The sequence below is a fragment of the Cyanobium sp. Aljojuca 7D2 genome (assembly GCF_024346415.1).
Classification (GTDB): Bacteria; Cyanobacteriota; Cyanobacteriia; order PCC-6307; family Cyanobiaceae; genus Cyanobium_A.
The window spans coordinates 231560-254168 of sequence record NZ_JAGQCX010000001.1 but is presented as its reverse complement, the minus strand read 5'-3'; the positions used below and the strand labels follow the sequence as shown (position 1 = coordinate 254168).

Genomic DNA, 22609 nt, shown 5'->3' with positions numbered 1-22609 from the left:
TCGCACCCTCATCCAGGAAATTCTTGAGGTCGTTGAGCAAGCCGCCATCGCCTCCGCCGAACTGACCGGCTTGGGCAAAAAAGATGAGGCCGACGCTGCGGCTGTAGAAGCCATGCGCAAGCGCATGGGCCAGATCCAGATGCAAGGACGCATCGTGATCGGAGAAGGCGAGCGCGACGAGGCTCCCATGCTTTACATCGGTGAAGAGGTCGGCAGTGGCACCGGCCCCGGCGTGGATTTCGCCGTCGATCCCTGCGAAGGCACCAACCTTTGCGCCAACAGCCAGCGCGGCTCGATGGCCGTGCTCGCCGCCGCCGACCGCGGCGGTCTGTTCAACGCCCCCGACTTCTACATGAAGAAGCTGGCGGCCCCCCCGGCAGCCAAGGGCAAGGTGGACATCCGCAAGTCGGCCACCGAAAACATCAAGATCCTGAGCGAGTGCCTTGGCCTGGCTGCGAGCGAGCTCACCATCGTGGTGATGGACCGTGCTCGCCACAAAGACCTCATCGCCGAGATTCGCGCCACTGGCGCCCGCGTGCAGCCGATTTCCGACGGTGACGTGCAGGCCGCCATTGCCTGCGGTTTCGCCGGCACCGGTACCCACTGCCTGATGGGCATCGGCGCCGCTCCCGAGGGTGTGATCTCCGCCGCCGCCATGCGCGCCCTGGGCGGCCACTTCCAGGGTCAGCTGGTGTATGACCCCGCCATCGCCCAAACCTCCGAGTGGGCTGACTACACCAAGGAGGGCAACATCGCCCGCCTCAACGAGATGGGCATCACCGACGTCGACAAGATCTACGAGGCCGAGGAACTGGCCTCCGGTGAGAACGTGGTGTTCGCCGGGAGTGGCATCACCGATGGCCTGCTGTTCCACGGCGTGAAGTTCGAGAAGGACTGCACCCGCACCAGCTCACTGGTGATCAGCACCCTGGACAACACCGCCCGTTTCACCAATACCATCCACATCAAGGATGGGGCGAAGAGCATCGCGCTCAGCTGACTCCCCCGCCGCACGAGCAAACGAGCCAGCCTCCATGCACATCGCCGTTGTCGGCCTCAGTCATCGCACGGCTCCAGTAGAGATCCGGGAGCGCCTCAGCATCCCGGAACAGAGCATGGAGGCCTCGCTTCAACAGCTGCGGGCTGATGAGCAGGTGCTGGAGGCCTCGATCCTCAGCACCTGCAATCGCCTGGAGATTTACACCCTGCTCCGCCATCCGGATCAGGGGATTTCTGCGGTCGGATCCTTTCTCAGCAACATCTCCGGGTTGGCGGTCGAAGAGCTGTCACCCCACCTCTTCACCTACCACCACGAAGAGGCGATCGGTCACCTGCTGCGGGTTTCCGCCGGCCTCGACTCGCTGGTGCTTGGTGAGGGGCAGATCCTGTCCCAGGTGAAAAAGATGGTGCGCCTCGGGCAGGAGCACCGCTCCGTGGGGCCGATTCTCAACCGCCTGCTCAACCAGGCGGTGAGCACCGGCAAGCGGGTTCGCACCGAAACGAATCTGGGCACTGGTGCGGTCTCCATCAGCTCAGCAGCAGTGGAGCTGGCCCAGCTGAAAGTTGGGCAGGGTCGCGGTGTCGATGATTTGGTGCCCCTGGATCAAGAGCAGGTGGCAGTGGTGGGTGCGGGCCGCATGGCCCGCCTGCTGCTGCAGCACCTGCAGGCCAAGGGCTGCCGCGGAGTGGTGCTGCTCAACCGCACGGTCAGCAAGGCTGAACTGCTCGCTGCAGACTTTCCCTCCCTGCCGGTGCAGTGCCGTCCCTTGGGCGACCTCGACCATTGCCTCAGCACCTGTTCTCTGGTGTTCACCAGCACGGCCGCTGATACGCCGATCATCACGGCGGAGCGGCTGAGTGGCCTGAACCGGCGCTCCAGCCTGATGTTGATTGACATCGGCGTGCCCCGCAACATCGCTGCAGACACGGATGGACTGCCAGGTGTGCAGTCCTACGACGTGGACGACCTGCAGGAGGTGGTGAACCGCAACCAGGAAGCCCGGCGAGAGATGGCCGCCGAAGCCCAGGGGCTGCTGGAGGAGGAAGCCAGGCTGTTCCTCGAGTGGTGGGATGGTCTGGAAGCCGTGCCTGTGGTCAACCGGCTGCGCCGACAGCTCGAAGACATCCGCGAACAGGAGCTGCAGAAGGCCCTCAGCCGCATGGGCCCAGACCTCTCCGCCCGCGAACGAAAGGTGGTGGAGGCACTCAGCAAAGGCATCATCAACAAGATCCTGCACACCCCCGTCACAAATTTGCGGGCCCCCCAGCCCCGCCAGCAGCGCCACAGCGCCATGCGGATACTCGAAGAGCTGTTTGAGCTTCGCGAACAGCCTCCAGAGGCCTGATCACTGACCCGCCCGCTCTGCAACAGTTCGTGCTGGCGATCATCCAAAGGGTCGCGCTGAGGCGGGCCGCTCCAGTACGGTCAGCGTCAAAAGACGCCGGCAACAAAGGTTATGAAACGTGTACTGGCAATCATTTTGGGAGGCGGTGCCGGCACACGTCTCTACCCGCTCACCAAAATGCGTGCCAAGCCAGCCGTACCCCTGGCTGGCAAATACCGTTTGATTGATATTCCGATCAGTAACTGCATTAATTCCGAGATCAACAAAATTTATGTTTTAACGCAGTTCAACAGTGCTTCGCTGAATCGTCACCTGACGATGAGCTACAACCTTTCGGCTGGATTTGGCCAGGGATTTGTTGAAGTCTTGGCGGCCCAGCAAACGCCTGAAAGCCCGAGTTGGTTTGAAGGCACGGCCGATGCCGTGCGCAAATACCAATGGTTGTTCCACGAGTGGGATGTGGATCACTACCTGATCCTTTCCGGTGACCAGCTCTACCGGATGGACTACAGCCGCTTTGTGCAGCATCACATCGACACCGGCGCCCAGCTGAGCGTGGGCGCCTTGCCTGTGGATCAGGCCCAGGCCGAAGGGTTTGGCCTGATGCGCACCACGGCCGATGGTCGCATCCAAGAATTTCGAGAAAAGCCGAAGGGGCAGGCCCTTGAAGCCATGCGGGTGGATACCCAGGCCCTGGGCCTCTCCCCCGAGGAAGCGGCCAAGCGCCCATACCTGGCCTCGATGGGGATCTATGTGTTCAGCCGGGAGACCCTGTTTGATCTGCTGACCAGCAACCCCTCCGCCACCGATTTCGGCAAGGAGATCATTCCAGCCTCCCTGGCCCGGGGCGACCGGCTCCAGAGCTACCTCTTCGACGACTATTGGGAGGACATCGGTACCATTGGTGCCTTCTATGAGGCGAATCTGGCCCTGACGGATCAACCGAACCCTGCCTTCTCCTTCTACGACGAGAAGTTTCCGATCTACACCCGTCCCCGCTATCTGCCCCCTAGCAAGATGCAGGACGCCCAGGTGACGGCCTCGATCATCGGAGAAGGATCCTTGCTCAAGGCCTGCAGCATTCACCACTGCGTCCTCGGTGTGCGCTCCCGAGTCGAAGATGAAGTGGTGCTCCAGGACACTCTGGTGATGGGTGCCGATTATATCGAGTCTTCCGAGGAACGGTTGATGTTGCGAGAGCGCGGTGGAATTCCACTGGGCGTGGGCAAGGGCACGACGGTGAAGCGCGCGATTCTTGATAAGAATGTTCGCATCGGCAACAACGTCACCATCGTCAACAAGGACCACGTTGAGGAGGCCGATCGGCCTGAGCTCAATTTCTATATCCGCAACGGCATCGTGGTCGTGGTCAAAAATGGCACCATCGCCGATGGCACGGTGATCTGAAGCCCAGCGCAGATGGCCCTAGGCGTAAAACATGGCTCAGCTCGGCAGCGGCGCACGGGCAACGGTTGGCACCTCGGGTTTAAAGCCAGGAGTTGCTGACACGTTGCCACCAAGTTGTGACGGTTGCACGGGATGGCTGAGCTGCCTCGCCACACTAATGGCGAATGGTTTCAGTCTCAGCCATGGGTAAGGCACATTTCGGCCTGATTGGTCTTGGTGTGATGGGAGAAAATCTTGTGCTCAACGCGGAGCGCAATGGATACTCCTCCGTCGTTTACAACCGCACCTACGCCAAAACCGAGGGATTCTTGGCTGGCCGTGGCGCCGGCAAGGACATCATCGGAGCAGCCACCCTTCAGGAGTTTGTGGCGAGCCTGGAGCGACCCAGGCGGATCCTGATGATGGTCAAAGCCGGTCAACCGGTGGATGACACCATCGCATCCATCTCTCCCTTCCTGGAGGAGGGCGATCTGCTGATCGACGGTGGCAACTCCCTCTATGCCGATACGGAACGGCGGGTGGCGGAGCTGGAGAGCAAGAGCTTCGGTTACATCGGCATGGGGGTGTCCGGCGGAGCCAAGGGGGCTCTCGAGGGGCCGAGCATGATGCCAGGTGGCACCAAGGCTGCCTACGACGCCATCGAGCCTTTGGTGCGCAAGATGGCCGCCCAGGTCAATGATGGCCCCTGTGTCACCTACATCGGCCCGGGTGGTGCTGGCCACTTCGTCAAGACGGTGCACAACGGCATCGAATACGGCATCGAGCAGATCCTGGCCGAGGCCTACGACCTGATGAAGCGCGTGGCCGGTATGAACGGCGATCAGATGGCGGATGTGCTCGCCGGTTGGAACGACACCGAAGAGCTGGCCTCCTTCCTGGTGGAGATCACCGAGGTGTGCCTGCGCACCAAAGACCCTGACAGCGGCGCCGATCTGGTGGAAGCCATTGTGGATGCCGCCGGCCAAAAGGGCACAGGACTCTGGACCGTGGTGAGTGCGCTGGAGATGGGCGTTCCTGTCCCCACTATTTACGCGGCCCTCAACGCACGGGTGCTGAGCTCCTTGCGCTCCGAACGGCTGGCGGCAGGAGCACTGTTGCCCGCACCTGCGCCCCATACCTTCGCGCTCGGAACTCCCGGCGACGGCATGGCCCCCCTGCGGGATGCCTGCATCGCCGCCTGCATCGTCAGCTACGGCCAGGGCATGGCCCTGCTGCAGGAAGCCTCAAAGCTGCACAACTACAACCTCAACTTTTCGGCCATCGGTCAGATCTGGAAAGGGGGCTGCATCATTCGGGCACGGCTGTTGCAGCGGATTCAGAACGCCTATGGCGCCAACCCCAGCCTGTCCAATCTGATGCTTGACCCCTGGTTTGCCGAGCAGATCAACCGCCGCCTCCCTGGCCTGCGTCAGGTGGTGGCTGGAGCAGCCCTGGCGGGCATCCCCGTGCCCTGCCTGAGCAGCACCCTCGACTACATCGACAGCTACCGCAGTGGCCGCCTGCCCCAGAACCTGGTGCAGGCGATGCGCGACTGCTTCGGCTCCCACACCTACGAGCGGGTCGATAAGCCCGGCAGCTTCCACACCGAATGGCTCGACTGATGCAGTCACACCCCCCCTCCTCCAGCAATTCCCCAACCCGCTATCGGCTGATCGTGGCCGAATCGGCCGAAGACCTGGCTCGGCAGACGGCCCAGGCGATCGCTTCGGCCTTGGATCTGGTGCTGGCGGAGCGGGATCGGGTCCAGATCGCCCTGGCTGGCGGTGAGACTCCCCGGGCCACCTACAGGCAACTGGGCCAACAACATCTGCCCTGGGATCGGGTGGATGTCTTGCTGGGTGATGAGCGTTGGGTGAGCAGCAGCGACCCTTCCAGCAACGCCCGCATGTTGCGGGAAACCCTGATGGCGGAATCACCCGGCAGCCACGCCTGTCTTCATCCGGTGCCCACGGAGCTCAGCAGCCCGCAGGAGGGTGCTGAGGCCTATGCCGCACTGGTGCAGCAACTGTGCGGGGGCACACCACCGGCCCTCGATCTGGTCTTGCTCGGGCTCGGTGACGATGGTCACACCGCCTCCCTGTTTCCAGGAACGGCCGCACCAACCGTCACGGATCGGGCGGTCACCCTGGGGGAGGGCAAGGGGCTGCCTCGCGTCACCCTCACCGCCCCCACGCTCTCGGCGGCGCGTCGGGTGCTGTTCTTGGTGAGTGGTGCTGGCAAGGTGCAGGCCTTGCAGCGCTTGCTGGACCCCTTGGAGTCGCCCGAGCGCACCCCAGCCAAGCTCGTTCAACCGGCTGATGAGGTGATGATCCTGGCCGATCGGGATGCAGCTGCAGGGCTGCAACGATGATTCCGATTGCAGCAGGCGACGGTTTCAGCGGCTGGCATGCCCTCAACGACACCGTGATGGGCGGACGCAGCCAGGGCGCCTGCCACATCGGCCCCACGGGCCTGGTGTTTGAAGGCACCTTGATTGCTGAGGGGGGTGGCTTCATCAGCTGCCGCTCGCCCCTGTTTTCACCGCCCTTGGATCTCTCCAGCTGCAGTGGCCTGGAGCTGGAGCTGGTGGGCGATGGACGCCGGTTCAAGCTGGCGTTGGCCTGTGCCGACGGCTTGGGCGGGCTCACCAATTTGATTCCTGGTGGCCTGCGTTGGGTGGTCGAATTCGGCACGGCAAACTCGGGAATGACGCTGGTGCGGATTCCTTTCGCAGACCTGACAGCCTCCGTGCGCGCCAAACCCGTCGGCCTGCCAGTGCGTTTTGATGCAAGCCGGATCACACGGCTGCAACTGTTGCATTCCCGTTTCGCCGATGATGGGGGGCTGAATGCAGGCTTTCGAGCCGGCCCGATCCACCTGGAACTGCACGCCATCCGTGGCTACCCCTGAGCTGGTCAACAGCAACCTGCAGCAGTTGGTGGCCGCCGCGGCCGACCTCTGCCGCAAACCGCTGCGGCATGCGGTGCTGCTGGTGGGTGAAGCGGAGAGCTGTAACGATTGCTGCCTGCGGCTGGAGGCACGCCATCCCGATGGCGAGCGTTGGACCGATGGCGATCTGGAGCTGGAGATCTACCGCAGTGGTGGCGATCTCAACCTCACGTTGGCGTGGTGTCAGGGGCCTGATCGCCCACTGTTGTGGCAGGGGAGCCATCCGGTGTGGATGGAGGCTGAATCGGGTCTGCGCTGCGAGCGGCCTGCAGATGGTGCGCCCCTGGAGGCCCTGGCGAGGCGGCTCAGGGCCCTGTTGATTCCCGTCGACTGAGGGTCAGGGTTGATCGGTGACGGCTCCCAGGCTGCTGGAGCTCACCTGCCGGGCGTATTTGCCAAGCACTCCCGTTTTGTATCGGGGTTCGGGCCTGGTCCAGGCCGCACGGCGCCGAGCGATCTCATCGTCGCTCACGTTGAGCTGGATCAGCAACTGGTTGGCATCCACGGTGATGCTGTCGCCCTCGTGCACCAGGCCAATGGTGCCGCCCACGGCGGCCTCGGGGGCCACATGACCCACCACCAGGCCAAAGGAGCCGCCGGAAAAACGACCGTCGGTGATCAGGGCCACCGAATCCAGCATCCCCTGGCCAACGATCGCGGCGGTGGGGCTGAGCATCTCGCGCATGCCGGGCCCGCCGACGGGCCCCTCCTGGCGCACCACCACCACATCACCGGGATTGATTTGCTTGTCGAGGATGGCGGCCAGGCAGGTCTCCTCGCCCTCGAACACCCTGGCCGGGCCAGTGATCACAGGGTTCTTGACACCGCTGATCTTGGCCACCGCACCCTCTTCGGCCAGGTTGCCCTTCAGGATCGCCAGGTGACCCTTGGCGTAGAGCGGATTGCTGAGGGGGCGGATCACGTCCTGACCGGCGGGGGGTACAGACGGCACATCGGCCAGCACCTGCTTGAGGGTCTTGCCCTCGATGGTTTTGCAGTCGCCGTGCAGCAGCCCGGCATCCAGCAGCAGCTTCATCACCTGGGGAATGCCACCGGCGTTGTGCAGATCGACGGTGACGTAGCGGCCGCTGGGCTTGAGGTCGCAGATCACGGGCACCCGCTGGCGAATCGTTTCGAAGTCGTCGATCGTCAGATCCACCCCGGCGGTGCGAGCTACGGCCAACAGGTGCAGCACGGAGTTGGTGGAGCCGCCCACCGCCATGATCACGCTGATGGCATTCTCAAAAGCATCACGGGTGAGCAGATCCCGCGGGCAGATGTTGGCCTTGATGGCCTCCGCAAGCACCTCGGCGCTGCGGGCGGCGCTGTCGGCCTTTTCGGGATCTTCGGCCGCCATGGTGGAGCTGTAGGGCAGGCTCAGGCCCAGCACCTCAAAGGCGGCGCTCATCGTGTTGGCGGTAAACATGCCGCCGCAGCTGCCGGCACCCGGACAGGCGTTCTTCTCGATCGCCGTGAGCTCCTGCTCGTCAATGCGACCGCCGCTGTATTGGCCCACCGCTTCAAAGGCGCTCACCACGGTGAGGTCGCAGGCGCCGAGTTTGCCGGGCTTGATCGTGCCGCCATACACAAAAATGGCGGGGATGTTCATACGGGCCATGGCCAACATGGCGCCGGGCATGTTCTTGTCACAGCCACCGATCGCGAGCAGGGCATCCATGCTCTGGCCGTTGCAAGCCGTTTCGATCGAATCAGCGATCACCTCCCTGCTCACCAGGGAATACTTCATCCCCTCGGTGCCCATCGAAATGCCGTCGCTCACCGTGATGGTGCCGAACAGCTGGGGCATCGCCCCGGCAGCGTGGGCGGCCTCTTCCGCCCGCTGGGCGAGGTCGTTGAGCCCCAGGTTGCAGGGCGTGATCGTGCTGTAACCGTTGGCGATGCCGATGATCGGCTTGCTGAAGTCGCCGTCACCGAATCCCACAGCCCGCAGCATGGCGCGGTTGGGGGAGCGCTGGATCCCCTGGGTGATCGCGGCGGAGCGAAGCATGGGCTGCGGTGTCTCTGACGGAAAACCTACCCACCGGCCCTGATCCGCCCGTGGGTGGCCTCAGGCCTGGGTGTTCATGGATTCCAGCTGACGGCGCACGTCGTCGATGGCCTGGTTGAGCTCGTGGACGCGATCGTGCAGGTCGCGCTCGTGCGGCTCGCTGGACGTGCCGGTGCCAACTTCGGCGGGCACAGGAGTCCGCAGGGTCGAGAGCCGCAGGGAACGTGGCTGGCGAGGCTGCTGGCGGCGCCGTTCAGCCTCTGACAGCAACCACCAGGCCAAGCCAGCGGCACCGATCACGGCCCCGGCCATGACGCTGAGGGCCGATCCGCCTCCCCCTGGGGTGGAACAGCCGTTGCGATCGCCCATGGGTGCTGAATGCTCTGATGCAAGCCTAGGCATGGGCGGCACTGGTTTCCATCACGGGGTCGCAACCACCGTGCCGCCAAAAAGGCGCTCTGCCACCGGGCCGATACCAGGCACGATCTGGCCTGGTTCATTGAGGTCTGGATCGATCCCCGCCGTGTAGAGGGTGAGGGCGCCATGGCGTTCTCCCACCGCCTTGAGACCGGGCCCCGAAGCAAGAGCGGTGACCACCCGCAGCCGATCGCCGCTCACGCCGCGGGTGGCCAGTTGATCGAGCAGCTGGATTAACGACGTCCCGTCCGCCAGTTCAGCTGTGAACACCAGCACCCCACAGCGGGATTCAATCGGGCCATCCAGACCGGTCAGGACTCCGCCGTGGTCCCACAGATGCCGCACCTGGGCCGCGGGAATCACGGTTTGGGCCCCTTGCCAGAGGCCTAGGCCCGCCGTGAGCTGGGGCAGGGCCAGCAAGGGAATCGCCGGATCGACCAGATCGGCCTCACAAGGACCGAGGTGGGTATCGAGCACCAGGCGCCGGTGGGGCAGCCAATCACGCAAGGCCTCATAGGTGAGCCATCGCCCAAGCTCTGCGGTGGCCGTGGCGTAGAGGGCAGGGGGTGTGTGGCGATCCCGCAGCACGCCCAGCCAGTGGGCGATCAGGGGGTGGGGCGGGACTACAACCCGCAAGGCCATCGCCATGGTTGACATAACTTGATGGCTCACCGTAAGTGCGCGCCCATGGGCTCCCATTCCTCCCGAACTGAGAGCCTTTGGTCCCGCTGGGTTGTGGCGTCCCTCACCCTGGTGCTCGTGTGGAGCCTGGGGGTGGCACCGGCCTCGGCCATTACGGCTCCGGAGCTGCGGAGCCAGCGTTCACTTCAGGATCTCCAGCCCGATATGCACGGCCGCAACCTGCAGCAGCAGGAATTTCTCAAAGCGTCGCTGGTGGGTTTTGATCTGAGCGCGGCAGATCTGCGCGGTGCGGTGTTCAACAGCAGCGACCTGCAGGGCGCCGATCTGCGGGAGGCCAACCTGGAGGACGCGGTGGCCTTTTCCAGCCATTTCGAAGATGCGGACCTTCGCGGAGCCTTGTTCCGCAACGCCATGCTGATGCAGAGCCACTTCAAGGGCGCCAGCATTGAAGGCGCCGACTTCACCGATGCGGTGCTTGATCTGCCGGAACAGAAGGCACTGTGCAAACGCGCCGCTGGGGTCAACCCGGTGACGGGGGTGGCGACCCGGGACAGCCTGGCGTGCCGGTAGGGCTTCAGCCGGATACGATTAGCGCTCCGGTTCCGGTGGGGAACAGCCACCGGAGGTAAGGGGGAAAGTCCGGTGCAAATCCGGCGCTGTCCCGCAGCTGTGAAGGCGCGCTTTTGATCGATCCGTCCCCTCCCGGGAACTGGTCTCGACCAGCCGCCCAGTCAGAACGCCCGCCGGTGTTGATTGACCTACGGCGCGGACCGGCCCCATGACACCTCTGGATTTGCATCGTTTCGGCTCGCCCCAGGCCACAAAGGCATTGGGCCTTGGAGTGCTGGCGTCCCTGCTCCTCATCCCGTTCTGGAGCGCAACTCCGGCGTTGGCTCACCACGTTGCCGATCTCAGCGCCCTGCGGCCGACTGTGGCGAACGGGATCTTGAGCGGTCTGGCCCACCCGGTGTTGGGGCCAGACCACCTGCTCTTCCTGCTCGCGCTCTCCCTGGTGGGTCTGCAGCGTCGCCTGCGCTGGGCCCTGGGCCTGCTGGTGGTGGGTCTGCTGGGCAGTTCCTCCGGCCTCATCTGGCCTGGCTTGCCGGGGGCCGAGATCCTTGTGGCAGCCACCCTTGTGGTGGAGGCTTTGGTGCTGCTGCGCCGCCTGCCAGCCCTAACGCTGTTGCCGGCGATGGCCCTGCACGGCTACGTGCTGAGCGGCCCGGTGTTCGGCTGGAGCACCATGCCGCTCACGGCCTACGGCTTTGGATTGCTGCTCTCCCAGGCAGCCCTGTTGGTGATGTCTCTGGTGGTGCTGCGGCCTGCCGTGTCTCGGCTCTCCCCCACCGCCCTGCGCTGGCTGGCCTTGGCCCTGATCGGCTGTGGCGGCACCTGGGCGTTGGCCGGGCTGGCGGCCTGAGATGGCCAACCCAAGCGGACGCCTTCCGGTCACCGTGGTGACCGGATTTCTGGGTGCCGGGAAAACAACCTTGTTGCGCCATTTGTTGCTGCACAGCGGCCAGAGGTTGGCTGTGCTGGTCAATGAATTCGGCGAGGTCGGCATCGATGGGGACCTGCTGCGCAGCTGTGGCTTCTGCCCCGACGACGAGGTGGAGAGCCGGCTGGTGGAGTTGGCCAATGGCTGCCTCTGCTGCACCGTGCAGGAAGACTTTCTTCCCACCATGGAGCGGCTTCTGGAACGGGCAGACAAGCTCGATGGAATCGTGGTTGAGACCAGTGGTCTGGCCCTGCCCGAGCCCTTGATTGCCGCCCTGCACTGGCCCGAGATCCGCACGCGGATCCGACTCCACGGGGTGGTGGCCATGGTTGATGGTGAGGCGTTGGCTGCCGGCAGCGTGGTGGCCGATCCTGCAGCCCTCGAAGCGCAGCGCCTGGCCGACCCCAGCCTCGACCACGCCACAGCCATTGATGCGTTGTTTGCGGAGCAACTGGAGGCGGCTGATCTGGTGCTGATGAGCCGTGCCGAATGCCTCGCCTCAGAGGCCATGGAGGCCGTGCACCAGCGCCTCAGCCCCCTGCTAAGGCCAGGGGCCGTTGTGCTCCCGGTTGCACTCGGAAACGTCGACCCTGAGCTCATCCTGGGCCTGGAACGCCGGGCCAGCAACGATCACTCGGATGATCACGAAGGGCACCATCACGACCATGGCCACCACGACCATGAGCATCACGACCATGAGCACCACGATCACAGCCATGTAGCGATTGAAGCGCTGGCCCTGGAGCTTCCTGGCACGTTTGGGCGCCAGGCTTTGGAGCAACAGCTGGCGCAGCTGCTACGCCAGAGCGCTGTGATCCGCCTCAAGGGCCGGCTTTGGCTGCCGGGCAAGGCCCGTCCCCTACAGATTCAGGCGGTGGGCCCCCGCCTGGAGTGCTGGTTTGACCAGGGGGGCGCTGCCCCAACCGACGTCGCCACCCATGGCCCTGGGCTCGAACTGGTGGTGCTGGGATTTCAACTCGACCAGGGGGCGATCGAAGCCTCCCTGCAGCAGGCCAACCAGCGCAATACCAAGCCCGCTTAGTCGAGGGGAATATCACCCTGGGCGCAGACGCTGTTCCAGCAGAGGGCGGGGCCGGCGATCCAGGAGGTTTCCACGGGGATCCAGCCTCCGCCTGTGGATCCACTCTGGAGCCCGGGTTGCGGGTTCTGCATGCGCACCACGCCCGAGCCGTCGTGGCGGAAGCCAATGCGGCGCTTGCCCACCACAAGGGTCCAGCTGGCTCCAACCTGCTCCACCTCCATGGCGCAGCCCAGGCATGGCCCATCCCCAACCCTGCACCGAAGGGGCACGGCCACCGGCGCTTCACGGACCGAAGGGCCGGCCAGGCTGGCCGCGGGGTGGAAGAGGGCTCCTGCTCAGCCCACAACAACCCACAGCGCCACCAGTCCGTGCGCTGACAGGCCGCGGTGCAGGTAGCGATGCATGCAGCCCGGAGATGGGCTGCTAAGCCGGGACACGGCCAAAGGACAGAGAGCTGCCTTCAAGCTGGCCAGCAGCGCGGGTGAGGGACCAGCGGGCTGCCAAGATTTAACAAACCTCCAGCTCCTCAGGTGCCCGTTTTCCGCGCTCGCGTTCAGGTTTCGCTCAGGCCATCGGTGCTTGATCCGGCTGGAGAAGCCACCAGGGCCGCTGCCGCTCGATTGGGGGTGGAAGGCATCCGCCAGCTGCGCATCGGCAAATCAATCGAATTGGAGCTCGAGGCCCCCGATCGCCAGCTCGCCCAGAGCCAGTTGGAATTGCTCAGTGATCGGCTGTTGGCCAACCCGGTGATCGAGAACTGGTGCCTGGAGCTGCTGGATAGCAACGGGGAGCAGCAGCCATGACGGTGGGGATCGTGGTGTTTCCTGGCTCCAACTGCGACCGGGACGTGCGCTGGGCCCTGGAGGGCTGCGTGGGGCTGCCAACCCGCTTCCTCTGGCATGAAGACCGGGATCTCAGCGGCCTCGACGCTGTGGTGATTCCTGGCGGTTTCAGCTATGGCGACTACCTGCGCTGCGGCGCCATCGCCCGCTTTGCGCCCGTGCTGGAGTCGCTGCGGGAGTTTGCCCAGGCCGGCGGCGCCGTGCTCGGCATCTGCAACGGATTCCAGGTGCTTACGGAGTTGGGCCTTTTGCCCGGAGCCCTGACCCGCAACGCCAAACTCCACTTCCTGTGCGAGCCCACGGGTTTACGCGTGCAGCCCGGATTGTGCCGCTGGTTGCAGGGCTACGCCCACGATGAGCAGATCGTGCTGCCGATTGCCCACGGGGAAGGGCGCTATCAATGCGACCCCCAACAACTGGCGGAATTGGAAGCCAACGGCCAGGTGGTGCTTCGCTACGCCAGCAATCCGAACGGATCGGTGGGGGATGTGGCCGGCCTGACCAATGCCACCGGCAACGTGCTCGGCCTGATGCCCCACCCCGAGCGGGCCTGCGATCCCGTCACCGGGGGCCTGGATGGCCACCGGTTGCTGGCGAGCCTCAAACGCTGAGCGAAGGCCAATAAAAAAGGGGGACCGTAGGCCCCCTGCGGGTGCTGAAGCTCCGCACCCGATCTGAACGAGTCAGTTGACAGCGGCGAAGAACTCCTTGCTCTTGACGGGATCAGGATTCATGGTCTTGTCGCCGGGGGTCCAGTTGGCCGGGCAGACCTCGTCGGGGTTGTTGCGGATGTGCTGGAAGGCCTGCAGCAGACGCAGGGTCTCGTCGACGCTGCGGCCCACGGGCAGGTTGTTGATGGTGCTCTGCATGATCACACCATCGGGATCGATGATGAAGAGACCGCGCAGGGCCACGCCGGCTTCCTCATCGAGCACCTCGTAGGCGCGAGCGATGTCCTTCTTGAGGTCGGCCACCAGGGGATAGGCGATGTCGCCGATACCACCGTTCTTACGGTCGGTCTGCACCCAGGCCAGGTGGCTGAACTGGCTGTCCACCGAGACGCCCAGCACTTCGCAATTGCGGCTGAAGAAATCGCCGTAACGGTCGGAGAAGGCGGTGATCTCCGTGGGGCACACGAAGGTGAAGTCGAGGGGATAGAAGAACAGCACCACGTACTTGCCGCGGTAGTGGGAGAGGGTGATCTCCTTGAATTCCTGGTCCACCACGGCGGTGGCGGTGAAATCGGGAGCCTGCAGGCCAACGAGCCGGGACATGCTGGATGGGGTGAGAAAGGATTGAACATCGCTGGAACTGACCGACCGCTTCTGATGCTCTCGCTTCCTGAATCCAGAGGCCTGGCAGGCAAAGCGAGAAAGCACAGGTCAGGCCAAAGTCGGACCGACTTCCAGTTGCAACCTCAACAATTTATCACGGCTGGTCGGGCGCTGCGGCCATAGGCTGGCAGCAGTCCTGTTTCAAAGAGAAGAGCAACCATGGCCTGGGAGCCAACTGTGCTGCGGAAATACAACACCACTGGTCACTTTCGGCTGCTGAATCAGCTGCGCACCGAATTGAAGGGCAACCCGCTGGTACGCCCCAAGGAGGGGCAGAGCATTGGCGAAGTAAACCGCAGCAAGTCGCTGATCCGCGCCATCGAGGGGCGCTCCCAGGGCTATGCCCGGGCACGCCGTGCCGCCGCCGCTGCCGCACCCCAGCCCGTCCAGCTGCAGGCTGAACAGACCGTTGAAGAGTCCGCTTCCTTCCTGGCCCGGCTCAATGCCGTCGAGCTGCGCTGAAGGGATCCGATGGCCCGATGGCGTGCTTGCACGTCGTCAACAAAAAACCCCGCTAAGGCGGGGTTGAAAGCGCAAACGCGCAGATGGCTCGGGGGAGACTTGAACTCCCGACCTTGGGGTTATGAATCCCACGCTCTAACCAGCTGAGCTACCGAGCCGCGGTGACCTGACTTTATCAGGCCCCACCCCCCCAACCCCTGTCAGGCCCTGGGCGGCAGGAATTGGAGCGGGTTGGCGGCACCCGCGCTGGGGGGATGAATCTCGAAGTGGAGGTGCGGGCCGGTGCTGCGACCGGTGCTGCCCATGTGGGAAATCAAACTGCCCTGTTCCACCTCCTGACCCACCCGCACCATCAAGCGACTGTTGTGGGCATACAGAGAGCGGCTGCCATCGGGGTGGGCGAGGGTGACCAGGTAGCCATAACCGCCGTCGTGCCAGCCGGAGAAGACGACACGACCTGCCTTGGCTGCCACGATCGGCGTGCCGACGTTGTTGGCAACATCGATGCCCTTGTGCATCCGCCCCCAACGCCAGCCGTAGCCGGAACTGAACACCCCCTTGGTGGGCCAGATCCAGCCTTGCGCTGAGCTCGGGCCCTCAAAGGGCTTGTTGAGCTCGTCGAAACCAGGCAATTCGGGCCAACTGACTCCACCGCTGCTGGTGGGCTTGAGACCAAGGGTCATTCGGGTGCGGCCAGGAGCCGACTGGGCGAGGCGCACCTGACTGCCAACCACCAACCGAGCAGTTTCCAGACCTGGATTGAGGCGGAGTAGATCCTGCAGGGTCAGGCCGTAGCGCTGGGCGATCTTGAGCACCGTGTCCCCGAAGCGAACCACAGCGCGGTCTTCGATGGGGGGCAGGGATTGCAGCGGTGGGGTGCGACGCAACTCACTGGTGTCAATCGAAACCAGCTGCTTGATCTGACGGGTCTGCTGGCTGGGCACCACCAGCCAATCGCCTTGTCGAAACCGGTGATCCTCGTTGACGTCATTGAGCCTGGCGAGGCGCTCTTCGTCGAGCTTCAAACTGCTGGAGAGTTCTTCAACACTGATCGGTTGCCGCACCTTGACCCAGATCTTGTCTGTGCTGGGTGAAGGCAGAGCGGCGATCTCGATGTCGATGGAAGCCTTGTCGATGTCAGCGGGGGCCAGAGCGACGACCACGGCCGGAACGGCCACAGCACAGGGGATCAGGATTCGCAGACTCGTTTGCAAAGGCTTCATGCAGTTCTTCCCATCGGACAAAGCTCGTGGAGAAGCCGCCACCCCCGAGCCGGCCAGACAGTAGCGGACGGAACCCAAGGCCACAAGTGACGTTGGCGACAACAGGGACGCTCAAAGGCCCTAGATCCCTTTGATGGCCTCTGATCCCGGCAACGTCAGGAGATCCTGTTGCCGCAGGCACTCAAACAGCACCACCGCCACCGCCACCGACAGGTTGAGGCTGCGTACCCCGCAGCGATCCGCGCGCGCCGCCCGGGCCATCGGAATCGTGAGGGCAACATCGGCGGAGCCCAGCACCTCGCTGGGCAACCCATCACTCTCCCGGCCGAACAGCAGCCAGTCGTCGGGACCGAAGCGCCAGTCGAGATAGGACTGGCGTGCATGGCTGCTGAAGGCGATCAGCCGTCCCCCCAGGGCCTCGCGGTGATCGGCGAACGCGGTCCAGCTGGCATGGCGCTGCAACGGCACGAGCGGCCAATAGTCGAGGCCGGCTCGCTTGAGCTGGCGATCATCGATCGAGAACCCCAGGGGTTCCACCAGGTGCAGGGGAGTACCCGTCGCCGCGCAGGTGCGGGCCACATTGCCCGTATTGGGGGGGATCTCCGGTTGGTACAGCACGATCTGCGGCATGGTCATCCCGCGGGCACGGCCACACTGTGGGCCCTCAGATCGAGGGCCCGGCCAGCCACCACCAACCACACGGCATCGCAGAGGGGAACCAGTTGCTGCTCCAGGGCACCGAGGCGATCCCGGAACAACCCACCGATGGCCGTGGCGGGAACGACCCCCCAGCCCGTCTGCTCACTGACGAGCACCACGGGTACCGCACAGGCGCTGAGGCTGGCCGAGAGGGCGGTGCATTGCTCTCTCCAGCTCTCAGCATCATGGTCAAGGCCGGCCGCCACCCAGGTCCCGAGGGAATCCACCAGGGCCAGGCCAGGGGGCTGTAGGGCCCCAAGGGCTGAGCAGAGCTCGGCACCCACCTCCAGAGTCGTCCAACCAGAAGGCCGTCGGTCGCGATGGGCCGAGATGCGGGCATTCCAGGCTGGATCGCTGGCTGCAGGGCGAGGGCCAGTCGCCAGGTAGGAGACGGGCAGGCCGGTTTGATGGGCCAGGTGTTCGGCCCAGCGGCTTTTGCCACTGCGGGCCGGACCCAGCACCAGCGCAAAGCTCGGGCAAGACTCAGCCGCCACCATTCATGTTGTGCAGGGTGGCCACAGAAGACGGAGAAACGCGGTTGAGGTAGCGGAAGATCCAGTACTTGAACACCGTGGCCAGCACCACCGGGAATGTGGCGATGAACAACATGATGAAGTTCTCGCGGGCAGGCAATCCGAGATGGTGGGCAACACCATCGAGCAACACCGTCCAGCCCTCCGGACTATGGAAGCCCACGAAGATGTCGGTAAACAGAATGATCGCGAAAGCCTTGGCGCTATCGCTGAGGCCATAGACCAGCTCGTCCAGGAAGCCTCGCAGCACCTGCAGATCGCGACGACCGAACAGGCAGACCAGCACAAAGCCCACCAAGCCGCCCAGGTCAGCCAACACGTTCTTGATGGCGTGGGTGCTCTCTAGATCGGCCTCCTCCTTGAGCTCCTGGGCGCGACTGGCCAACTGGTCCTGTAATTCCTCCCGGCTCGGCAAGGGGTTGCCGTTCAGCAGGGCGTCAAATTCAATCTCCGCCTGGAAGACCCTCAGCTTTTCAACGGCCTGCTCTTCCAGCTTGGGTTTGGGGTAGGTGAGAAAGGCGTTATCGGGGGCAAACCGATCGACCAGCGGTGACACCACATAGGTGCGGCTGATCTGCTGCACCAGCACCGGCACCAGGATCAGCAACAGCAACACACGCAGCGACACCAAGGTGGAGTCGCGCCGGCGGCGGAAGCCGGCCACCACATTGGCTTCCGCTTCCGGGTCGAGTTGCCGCCGCACCTGGTCGACCACGCCGATCAGGCTGCGGGGCAGCACCTCCGGAGAGCGGCTGATCGCAGGCAGTGGCTCCCGTTTGGCGCCGTAGCGGGCCACCACGGTTTCAATCAGCTGAAACTGACGAATCTCCTGACCCGCCAGCTCCCCCCGGTTGGGCTCCAGGGTGAGGAGCGACTGACGACACACCTCCAGGGCCGCCCGGAAGCGGCGCAGCAGCTGGGCCTGGGCCGCCCGCGGAATGCGCAGGTCGAGTTCAGGCCTCACAGGGCGATCGTTGTAGTGCTCCAGCTCGATGCTCTGGATCAACAGGGCCGATTCGTAACCCCGCTCGAGATCGTGACTGAGATCGAGGGCCTGGGCGCGACCGAAAGCCCCCATCCAATTGGTAGGTGCCATGGGGTCAGCGTGAAAAAACCCACCAGGTGAGCATCGGCACCAGGGTGCCCACCACCAACAGCACCACCACCCAGGTGAAGGCATTGCTGGATGCTGTTTCCTCCTTGGTGGGAATGTTGGTGGGCTGGGTCACCACCTCGGCCGTGGCCGGTTCACCCGGATCGTCGCCGCCGTCAAGCACCGTCAACAGACGGTTCATGGCGTCGAGACTGCCCTGGCGATAGCGACCGCCCTCGCGAATCGGCTGGGCCATCGTGGTGCGTGCCGTGCTCCGCAGCAGACTTGGATCCAGCTGATCATTGAGATTCGGCGAGGCCACCACCGCCGCGCTGTTGGTCTGACTGTCGATCAGAAACAGCAGCTGCAGGGAGTTGGCGCCGGTCTCCGCCCAGCGCTGCAGCACCTGGGTGCCGAGCTGGGTCAGGCTGAGGCCGTAATCCAGGCGATTCACCGTGATCAGGTGGGCATCCACGCGATCGGCGGAAAAGCTCTCCAGGGTTTTGCCGAGCTCGCCGATGGCTGCACGGCTCAGCACATCGGCTGTATCCAGGATGCGCTCCTGGGGAGGCGTGTCGGGAAGGCCACTCGCCGCGATGGCCAGGGCGGGAGCTGGCGCAAGGCAGAGAAAACCTCCGAGGAGGGCAGCAAACAACCCATGAAGGAAGAGCCAGCGGCTCTTTTGCAGTGAGGGCGCCAACGAAATCGACCCAGCGTGGCCCTAGTTTGCCGCTAACGGGCCCTGCTGTCGCCTCCTGTTTGCTGTTCATGGCCGCCTCCCTGCCTGCGCGGATCTGTCTGGGGTCAGGTATCGGCGCCCTGGCCCTGGTGGTGCTCAACCAAACCACTGCTGCCAACACAGATCCGGCCCTGGAGCGAGCCGCCGTGCTGGCCAGCTTCCTGGCGGTGGGGTTGATGTTGGTTGGGGTGTTGTGGACCCGGGCCGTGCCCGAAGCAGCAAGCCGGGTGCCCTTGGACGGGCGCCAAGGGTTGGAACTGGCCGAGAACCTGCCACCCGAGCTGGCCGAAGAGCTGGGCTGGGGCAGCCAGATGCTGCTCACCGCCAGTCCGGCGGCTGTGGTTGTCGTGCTGTGGCAGGGGCGCTGCCTGCTGCGGCGCGGCCTGCTGGCCGACAGCAGCTTCACACCCGGGGTGATCTGTGCGCGCACGCAGGCGAAGGGCAGCGCCATCTCCCTGGTGGATCTGCGCCTCTACCCGGGCCGCGACGAATTCGCCAGCCTGCTGCCGGGCCTGCCCTCGGTGATCGTGCAACCCCTGGGGGAGCAGGGCCTGGTGGTGTTGGGGGGCTGGTCACCCCGCTGTTTCAGCCGCAGTGATCTGGTGTGGCTGGAGGGCTGGGCCCAACGCATCACAGCGCGAATGGTGGGGCTTTCGGAGCCTGCTTGCGCGCGTCTCGACGGGCCGGCGGCACCGTCAACCGGCTCTCCACCCGACTCCCCGGACTGCTGAACACCACCTGCCCCTGCTTGGTTGCCACGCCTTGCAGTTGCTGGGCTCGGGTGACCTGCTGGAAGGCCGAGCGGCGCAGCTCCACCGAACCCTGCGCCGTCACCTGATTGGTCTGCCAGTTCCAGGTGCAGCGATTGGCCACCAGGGAATCGGTGGGTTGCTGGAGCCGGCACGCCTGGGGAATCACCAGGGTTTGGCTGCCACCAAGGGCCTCAAAACCCTGCCCACTAAGCCTGGACTGGTCGAGCTGGGCACGGAAAGGGTGGGGGCTGCTGATCCGCTCTACAGCCAACTCCAGCCGGGTTGCACTGGCATCCAACCGCGCCTTGCGGCCTGGATCGAGCACCTGGACTGGAGCCTGCAGGTCGATCACCTGGCGCAAGGAGTTGCCAGTCAGCGCGGGGGAGGTGAGGGTCTGCAGACCACTGCCGGTGAGGCGCCGCTCACCCCGAACCGGTCCGCGGCCGACCAGCTCGCCAGTGCCAAGGAACCAGTCGGCGGCGGTGAGGGCCAGGGTCCAGGTGCCTTCGCCGGAGCGCTCCAGCAGCGGCTGCCCCCGCAACTCGAGCTTGTCCTGCTGGATCCAGATGCGGGCCCTCCGGGCGGTGAGGCGGAGATCCCCCTGGCTGGCGCGAGGGCTCCGATCGATTTCCATCCGCTCCTGGCGCGGATACCAGCGCACGCGGGTGGCCGTGACCACCAGAGGCTTGGGCCCCACCCGAACCAGCCGGGTCGGCCCTTCCAGCTGCACCACCTCGCCGTCATTGATCACCGTGCCGCTGCTTGCCGTGATCGTGTAAAGCGGCTTGCCCTTGGCATAGATCGTGCCGCGCAGGTCCCGGGCCTGGGCCACCCGGCGGCTGAGGTCGTAGCGGGCCTCAGGACTGCTGATCTCCCATAGGGGGCGGTCACTGGGATCTTTCTGCCGCAGGTTGAGGGAGCGGAACACAAACGGTTGGGCCGGTTCCTCTTTGGTGGCGGGCGCCTGGCAGCCCGCCAGCAGGGTGGGCATCGCAAGGCCCGCCAGGCACACGGCCAGTAGGAACTGCGGCAGCCGCTGGTGGGGACGCATCGTCACAGGGGAGTCTCGAGCTCGAGCCGCTGCATCACCGGCTGGGGTTCGATCAAGGCCAGTCCAGGCTCCAACGCGCCCCACCGCTGAGCCGCACGCCACGGCGACGGCGCGGTCACGGTGGTGCCAACGCCACTCTCAAAGGGCTGCTGACCAAGCTGCACCAGCATCCGCTCGGAGAGTTCGGGCAACAGGGGGGCCAACAGCACCGCCACCCAGCGGGTGGCTTCCAACACCGCATAGAGATCCGCCGCCACGGCGGTCTCCTGGCCCTCCAGTTTCATCTGCTTCCAGGGGGCCTGGTCGTTGAGGAAGCCGTTGGCCGTGATGGCCAACTGCAAGCTGGCTTCAGCGGCAGCGCGGAAATCCAGGGCATCCAAGGCGGTGTTCACCGTCTCACCGGCGGCCAGGGCCGCCACGGCCAGGGGGTGGTCGGGTTGGGCGGCAGGCCCGGCGGGGGGCACCGCATCAGCAAACCAGCGCCGCGCCATCGATGAGGTGCGGTTCAGCAGGTTGCCGATCGTGTTGGCCAGGTCGTTGTTGACCAGATCGGTGAAGCGTTGCTGCTGAAAGTCGCCGTCGTCGCCGAAGGGGATATCGCGCAGCAGATACCAGCGCACCGCATCACGCCCACAGCGCTCGAGCAACACCTCCGGATCGAGCACGTTGCCGAGGGACTTGCCCATCTTCTGACCCTCCCGGGTCAGGAAGCCATGGCCAAACACCCGCTCCGGCAGCGGGAGCCCCGCCGACAGCAGCATCGCCGGCCAGTAGACCGCGTGGAAACGCAGAATGTCCTTGCCAATCACATGCAGCTGGGCCGGCCAGCCGCACTGGGTGACCAGCTCCAGGTTGACCGGATCCTCTTGGGGCATCAGGGCCGTGAGATAGCCCAGCAGGGCGTCAAACCACACGTAAAAGGTGTGGCCGTCATGGCCAGGCACCGGGATCCCCCAGGGCAGATCGATCCGGGAGATGGAAAAGTCACGCAGGCCCTGGGCAACAAAGTTTTCAACCTCTTTCTGTCGACTGGCCGGAGCGATGAAACCAGGGCTGCGGATCAGCTCCTCGATCTGGCTCTGATAGCGGGAGAGGCGAAAAAACAGATTCACCTCATCGCGCCACTCCAGTGGTTTGCGGTGAATGGCGCATTCCGGGTCTTCACTTCCCGGGGCGTCGTCCTTGAACTCCTCACAGGCCACGCAGTACCAGCCCTGTTGGCGGCCTTCCACCACATCGCCGTTGGCCTCGACCCGGGCAAAAAACTGCTCAACCAGCGCCTGATGGCGAGGGTCGGTGGTGCGCACAAACCGGTCGTTGCTGATCTGCCAGCGGTTCCAGAGGGCGCGGTAGCCCTCGCTCACGGCATCGCAGTGGGCCTGGGGACTCAGCCCCGCGGCTTCAGCGGTGCGTTGAATCTTCTGCCCGTGCTCGTCACAACCCGTGATGAACAGCACCTGCTCCCCCTTGAGCCGCTGGTAGCGGGCCACCGCATCGCAGGCCAGCGTGGTGTAAGCACTGCCGAGATGGGCGCGATCGTTGACGTAATAGAGGGGTGTGGTGAGGGTGTAAGACATGCGACCGGGAAGGGGGG

At 64.7% G+C, this 22609-nt stretch carries 26 protein-coding genes, 1 tRNA gene and 1 riboswitch; of the genes, 14 read left to right on the top strand and 13 right to left on the bottom strand.

Annotated features, from left to right (window positions below; translation table 11 throughout):
* The first annotated feature begins 19 nt into the window (after positions 1–19).
* The 7 genes from glpX (at position 20) to KBY57_RS01420 (ending at position 7014) form a co-directional block, all read left to right on the top strand.
* Entirely contained in the window at positions 20–1000 is a 981-nt protein-coding gene (gene glpX, locus KBY57_RS01450; RefSeq protein WP_254994258.1) for a class II fructose-bisphosphatase, read from the top strand.
* Positions 1001–1034: 34 nt separating this feature from the next.
* Positions 1035–2345: a glutamyl-tRNA reductase gene (locus KBY57_RS01445; RefSeq protein ID WP_254994103.1), complete on the top strand. Its 1311-nt coding sequence runs from the start codon at positions 1035–1037 to the stop codon at positions 2343–2345.
* 111 nt (positions 2346–2456) lie between these two features.
* Positions 2457–3752, top strand: coding sequence for a glucose-1-phosphate adenylyltransferase (locus KBY57_RS01440; protein WP_254994102.1), 1296 nt, complete (start codon positions 2457–2459; stop codon positions 3750–3752).
* A gap of 182 nt (positions 3753–3934) precedes the next feature.
* Complete coding sequence (gndA, locus tag KBY57_RS01435; RefSeq protein ID WP_254994101.1) at positions 3935–5353, top strand: NADP-dependent phosphogluconate dehydrogenase; 1419 nt, start codon at positions 3935–3937, stop codon at positions 5351–5353.
* On the top strand, positions 5353–6102 hold the full coding sequence (pgl, locus tag KBY57_RS01430) for a 6-phosphogluconolactonase (protein WP_254994100.1): 750 nt from the start codon (positions 5353–5355) through the stop codon (positions 6100–6102). The genes gndA and pgl overlap by 1 nt, the downstream gene beginning before the upstream one ends.
* Positions 6099–6641, top strand: a complete 543-nt coding sequence (locus KBY57_RS01425; protein WP_254994099.1) for a CIA30 family protein — start codon at positions 6099–6101, stop codon at positions 6639–6641. Before pgl ends, KBY57_RS01425 begins: the two co-directional genes overlap by 4 nt.
* Positions 6628–7014 (top strand): hypothetical protein, encoded by a 387-nt coding sequence (locus tag KBY57_RS01420; protein WP_254994098.1) that lies wholly within the window; start codon positions 6628–6630, stop codon positions 7012–7014. The genes KBY57_RS01425 and KBY57_RS01420 overlap by 14 nt, the downstream gene beginning before the upstream one ends.
* A gap of 3 nt (positions 7015–7017) precedes the next feature.
* Here the strand turns inward: KBY57_RS01420 and ilvD are convergent, their stop codons facing one another.
* Genes ilvD through KBY57_RS01405 form a run of 3 tightly spaced genes read right to left on the bottom strand, consistent with a single transcriptional unit; the run spans position 7018 to position 9753 of the window.
* A complete protein-coding gene (gene ilvD, locus KBY57_RS01415) occupies positions 7018–8688 on the bottom strand; it encodes a dihydroxy-acid dehydratase (RefSeq protein WP_254994097.1) in 1671 nt (556 codons plus the stop codon).
* Between the two features lie 60 nt (positions 8689–8748).
* Positions 8749–9057, bottom strand: coding sequence for a hypothetical protein (locus KBY57_RS01410; RefSeq protein ID WP_254994096.1), 309 nt, complete (start codon positions 9055–9057; stop codon positions 8749–8751).
* 51 nt (positions 9058–9108) lie between these two features.
* Entirely contained in the window at positions 9109–9753 is a 645-nt protein-coding gene (locus KBY57_RS01405; protein WP_254994095.1) for a uracil phosphoribosyltransferase, read from the bottom strand.
* A 39-nt stretch (positions 9754–9792) separates the two neighbouring features.
* Here KBY57_RS01405 and KBY57_RS01400 point away from each other — a divergent pair, with 39 nt between their 5' ends.
* The 3 genes from KBY57_RS01400 (at position 9793) to cobW (ending at position 12287) form a co-directional block, all read left to right on the top strand.
* Entirely contained in the window at positions 9793–10317 is a 525-nt protein-coding gene (locus KBY57_RS01400; RefSeq protein ID WP_254994094.1) for a pentapeptide repeat-containing protein, read from the top strand.
* A gap of 10 nt (positions 10318–10327) precedes the next feature.
* Positions 10328–10510: riboswitch (cobalamin riboswitch) on the top strand.
* Positions 10511–10525: 15 nt separating this feature from the next.
* Positions 10526–11167, top strand: coding sequence for a HupE/UreJ family protein (locus KBY57_RS01395; protein WP_254994093.1), 642 nt, complete (start codon positions 10526–10528; stop codon positions 11165–11167).
* Position 11168: 1 nt separating this feature from the next.
* On the top strand, positions 11169–12287 hold the full coding sequence (gene cobW, locus KBY57_RS01390) for a cobalamin biosynthesis protein CobW (protein WP_254994092.1): 1119 nt from the start codon (positions 11169–11171) through the stop codon (positions 12285–12287).
* On the opposite strand, the gene KBY57_RS01385 is transcribed toward cobW, so the two are convergent.
* Positions 12284–12508 carry a hypothetical protein gene (locus tag KBY57_RS01385; RefSeq protein WP_254994091.1) on the bottom strand — a complete coding sequence of 75 codons (225 nt, stop codon included), beginning with the start codon at positions 12506–12508 and terminating at the stop codon, positions 12284–12286. The genes cobW and KBY57_RS01385 overlap by 4 nt on opposite strands.
* A gap of 309 nt (positions 12509–12817) precedes the next feature.
* On the opposite strand from KBY57_RS01385, the gene purS reads away from it, so the two are divergent.
* Both purS and purQ read left to right on the top strand, forming a co-directional pair.
* Positions 12818–13090 carry a phosphoribosylformylglycinamidine synthase subunit PurS gene (purS, locus tag KBY57_RS01380; RefSeq protein ID WP_254994090.1) on the top strand — a complete coding sequence of 91 codons (273 nt, stop codon included), beginning with the start codon at positions 12818–12820 and terminating at the stop codon, positions 13088–13090.
* Complete coding sequence (purQ, locus tag KBY57_RS01375) at positions 13087–13740, top strand: phosphoribosylformylglycinamidine synthase subunit PurQ (protein ID WP_254994089.1); 654 nt, start codon at positions 13087–13089, stop codon at positions 13738–13740. The genes purS and purQ overlap by 4 nt, the downstream gene beginning before the upstream one ends.
* A gap of 72 nt (positions 13741–13812) precedes the next feature.
* Here purQ and KBY57_RS01370 read toward each other — a convergent pair whose 3' ends face one another.
* Complete coding sequence (locus tag KBY57_RS01370) at positions 13813–14403, bottom strand: peroxiredoxin (RefSeq protein ID WP_254994088.1); 591 nt, start codon at positions 14401–14403, stop codon at positions 13813–13815.
* Positions 14404–14622: 219 nt separating this feature from the next.
* Between KBY57_RS01370 and KBY57_RS01365 the strand changes: the two genes are divergently transcribed.
* Positions 14623–14925: a hypothetical protein gene (locus KBY57_RS01365; protein ID WP_254994087.1), complete on the top strand. Its 303-nt coding sequence runs from the start codon at positions 14623–14625 to the stop codon at positions 14923–14925.
* A gap of 84 nt (positions 14926–15009) precedes the next feature.
* Here the strand turns inward: KBY57_RS01365 and KBY57_RS01360 are convergent.
* From KBY57_RS01360 to psb32, 6 genes are all read right to left on the bottom strand, one after another.
* Positions 15010–15083 (bottom strand) — tRNA-Met (locus tag KBY57_RS01360).
* Positions 15084–15125: 42 nt separating this feature from the next.
* Positions 15126–16103, bottom strand: coding sequence for a M23 family metallopeptidase (locus KBY57_RS01355; protein ID WP_254994086.1), 978 nt, complete (start codon positions 16101–16103; stop codon positions 15126–15128).
* 165 nt (positions 16104–16268) lie between these two features.
* Positions 16269–16778, bottom strand: a complete 510-nt coding sequence (locus KBY57_RS01350) for a tRNA (cytidine(34)-2'-O)-methyltransferase (RefSeq protein ID WP_254994257.1) — start codon at positions 16776–16778, stop codon at positions 16269–16271.
* A gap of 2 nt (positions 16779–16780) precedes the next feature.
* The gene (gene cobU / locus KBY57_RS01345) at positions 16781–17344 is read right to left on the bottom strand and encodes a bifunctional adenosylcobinamide kinase/adenosylcobinamide-phosphate guanylyltransferase (protein ID WP_254994085.1); all 564 of its coding nucleotides are present in this window, start codon (positions 17342–17344) and stop codon (positions 16781–16783) included.
* Positions 17331–18476, bottom strand: coding sequence for a proton extrusion protein PcxA (pxcA, locus tag KBY57_RS01340; RefSeq protein ID WP_254994084.1), 1146 nt, complete (start codon positions 18474–18476; stop codon positions 17331–17333). The genes cobU and pxcA overlap by 14 nt, the downstream gene beginning before the upstream one ends.
* A gap of 4 nt (positions 18477–18480) precedes the next feature.
* Positions 18481–19128, bottom strand: coding sequence for a photosystem II repair protein Psb32 (gene psb32 / locus KBY57_RS01335; protein WP_254994083.1), 648 nt, complete (start codon positions 19126–19128; stop codon positions 18481–18483).
* 113 nt (positions 19129–19241) lie between these two features.
* Here psb32 and KBY57_RS01330 point away from each other — a divergent pair, with 113 nt between their 5' ends.
* Positions 19242–19943, top strand: a complete 702-nt coding sequence (locus tag KBY57_RS01330) for a cofactor assembly of complex C subunit B (protein WP_254994082.1) — start codon at positions 19242–19244, stop codon at positions 19941–19943.
* On the opposite strand, the gene KBY57_RS01325 is transcribed toward KBY57_RS01330, so the two are convergent.
* Both KBY57_RS01325 and KBY57_RS01320 read right to left on the bottom strand, forming a co-directional pair.
* A complete protein-coding gene (locus tag KBY57_RS01325) occupies positions 19843–21015 on the bottom strand; it encodes an LPS export ABC transporter periplasmic protein LptC (RefSeq protein ID WP_254994256.1) in 1173 nt (390 codons plus the stop codon). The genes KBY57_RS01330 and KBY57_RS01325 overlap by 101 nt on opposite strands.
* 2 nt (positions 21016–21017) lie before the next feature.
* Positions 21018–22592: a methionine--tRNA ligase gene (locus KBY57_RS01320; protein WP_254994081.1), complete on the bottom strand. Its 1575-nt coding sequence runs from the start codon at positions 22590–22592 to the stop codon at positions 21018–21020.
* Between the last annotated feature and the right edge of the window lie 17 nt (positions 22593–22609).

What these genes read in the sequence shown, in the direction of transcription:
- KBY57_RS01445 (WP_254994103.1), top strand. Translation starts at nt 1,035, where the DNA reads ATGCACATCGCCGTTGTCGGCCTCAGTCATCGCACGGCTCCAGTAGAG.
- KBY57_RS01440 (WP_254994102.1), top strand. Translation starts at nt 2,457, where the DNA reads ATGAAACGTGTACTGGCAATCATTTTGGGAGGCGGTGCCGGCACACGT.
- gndA (WP_254994101.1), top strand. Translation starts at nt 3,935, where the DNA reads ATGGGTAAGGCACATTTCGGCCTGATTGGTCTTGGTGTGATGGGAGAA.
- pgl (WP_254994100.1), top strand. Translation starts at nt 5,353, where the DNA reads ATGCAGTCACACCCCCCCTCCTCCAGCAATTCCCCAACCCGCTATCGG.
- KBY57_RS01425 (WP_254994099.1), top strand. Translation starts at nt 6,099, where the DNA reads ATGATTCCGATTGCAGCAGGCGACGGTTTCAGCGGCTGGCATGCCCTC.
- ilvD (WP_254994097.1), bottom strand. Translation starts at nt 8,688, where the DNA reads ATGCTTCGCTCCGCCGCGATCACCCAGGGGATCCAGCGCTCCCCCAAC.
- KBY57_RS01410 (WP_254994096.1), bottom strand. Translation starts at nt 9,057, where the DNA reads ATGGGCGATCGCAACGGCTGTTCCACCCCAGGGGGAGGCGGATCGGCC.
- KBY57_RS01405 (WP_254994095.1), bottom strand. Translation starts at nt 9,753, where the DNA reads ATGGCGATGGCCTTGCGGGTTGTAGTCCCGCCCCACCCCCTGATCGCC.
- KBY57_RS01400 (WP_254994094.1), top strand. Translation starts at nt 9,793, where the DNA reads ATGGGCTCCCATTCCTCCCGAACTGAGAGCCTTTGGTCCCGCTGGGTT.
- KBY57_RS01395 (WP_254994093.1), top strand. Translation starts at nt 10,526, where the DNA reads ATGACACCTCTGGATTTGCATCGTTTCGGCTCGCCCCAGGCCACAAAG.
- cobW (WP_254994092.1), top strand. Translation starts at nt 11,169, where the DNA reads ATGGCCAACCCAAGCGGACGCCTTCCGGTCACCGTGGTGACCGGATTT.
- KBY57_RS01385 (WP_254994091.1), bottom strand. Translation starts at nt 12,508, where the DNA reads ATGGAGGTGGAGCAGGTTGGAGCCAGCTGGACCCTTGTGGTGGGCAAG.
- purQ (WP_254994089.1), top strand. Translation starts at nt 13,087, where the DNA reads ATGACGGTGGGGATCGTGGTGTTTCCTGGCTCCAACTGCGACCGGGAC.
- KBY57_RS01370 (WP_254994088.1), bottom strand. Translation starts at nt 14,403, where the DNA reads ATGTCCCGGCTCGTTGGCCTGCAGGCTCCCGATTTCACCGCCACCGCC.
- KBY57_RS01365 (WP_254994087.1), top strand. Translation starts at nt 14,623, where the DNA reads ATGGCCTGGGAGCCAACTGTGCTGCGGAAATACAACACCACTGGTCAC.
- KBY57_RS01350 (WP_254994257.1), bottom strand. Translation starts at nt 16,778, where the DNA reads ATGCCGCAGATCGTGCTGTACCAACCGGAGATCCCCCCCAATACGGGC.
- cobU (WP_254994085.1), bottom strand. Translation starts at nt 17,344, where the DNA reads ATGGTGGCGGCTGAGTCTTGCCCGAGCTTTGCGCTGGTGCTGGGTCCG.
- pxcA (WP_254994084.1), bottom strand. Translation starts at nt 18,476, where the DNA reads ATGGCACCTACCAATTGGATGGGGGCTTTCGGTCGCGCCCAGGCCCTC.
- KBY57_RS01330 (WP_254994082.1), top strand. Translation starts at nt 19,242, where the DNA reads ATGGCCGCCTCCCTGCCTGCGCGGATCTGTCTGGGGTCAGGTATCGGC.
- KBY57_RS01325 (WP_254994256.1), bottom strand. Translation starts at nt 21,015, where the DNA reads ATGCGTCCCCACCAGCGGCTGCCGCAGTTCCTACTGGCCGTGTGCCTG.
- KBY57_RS01320 (WP_254994081.1), bottom strand. Translation starts at nt 22,592, where the DNA reads ATGTCTTACACCCTCACCACACCCCTCTATTACGTCAACGATCGCGCC.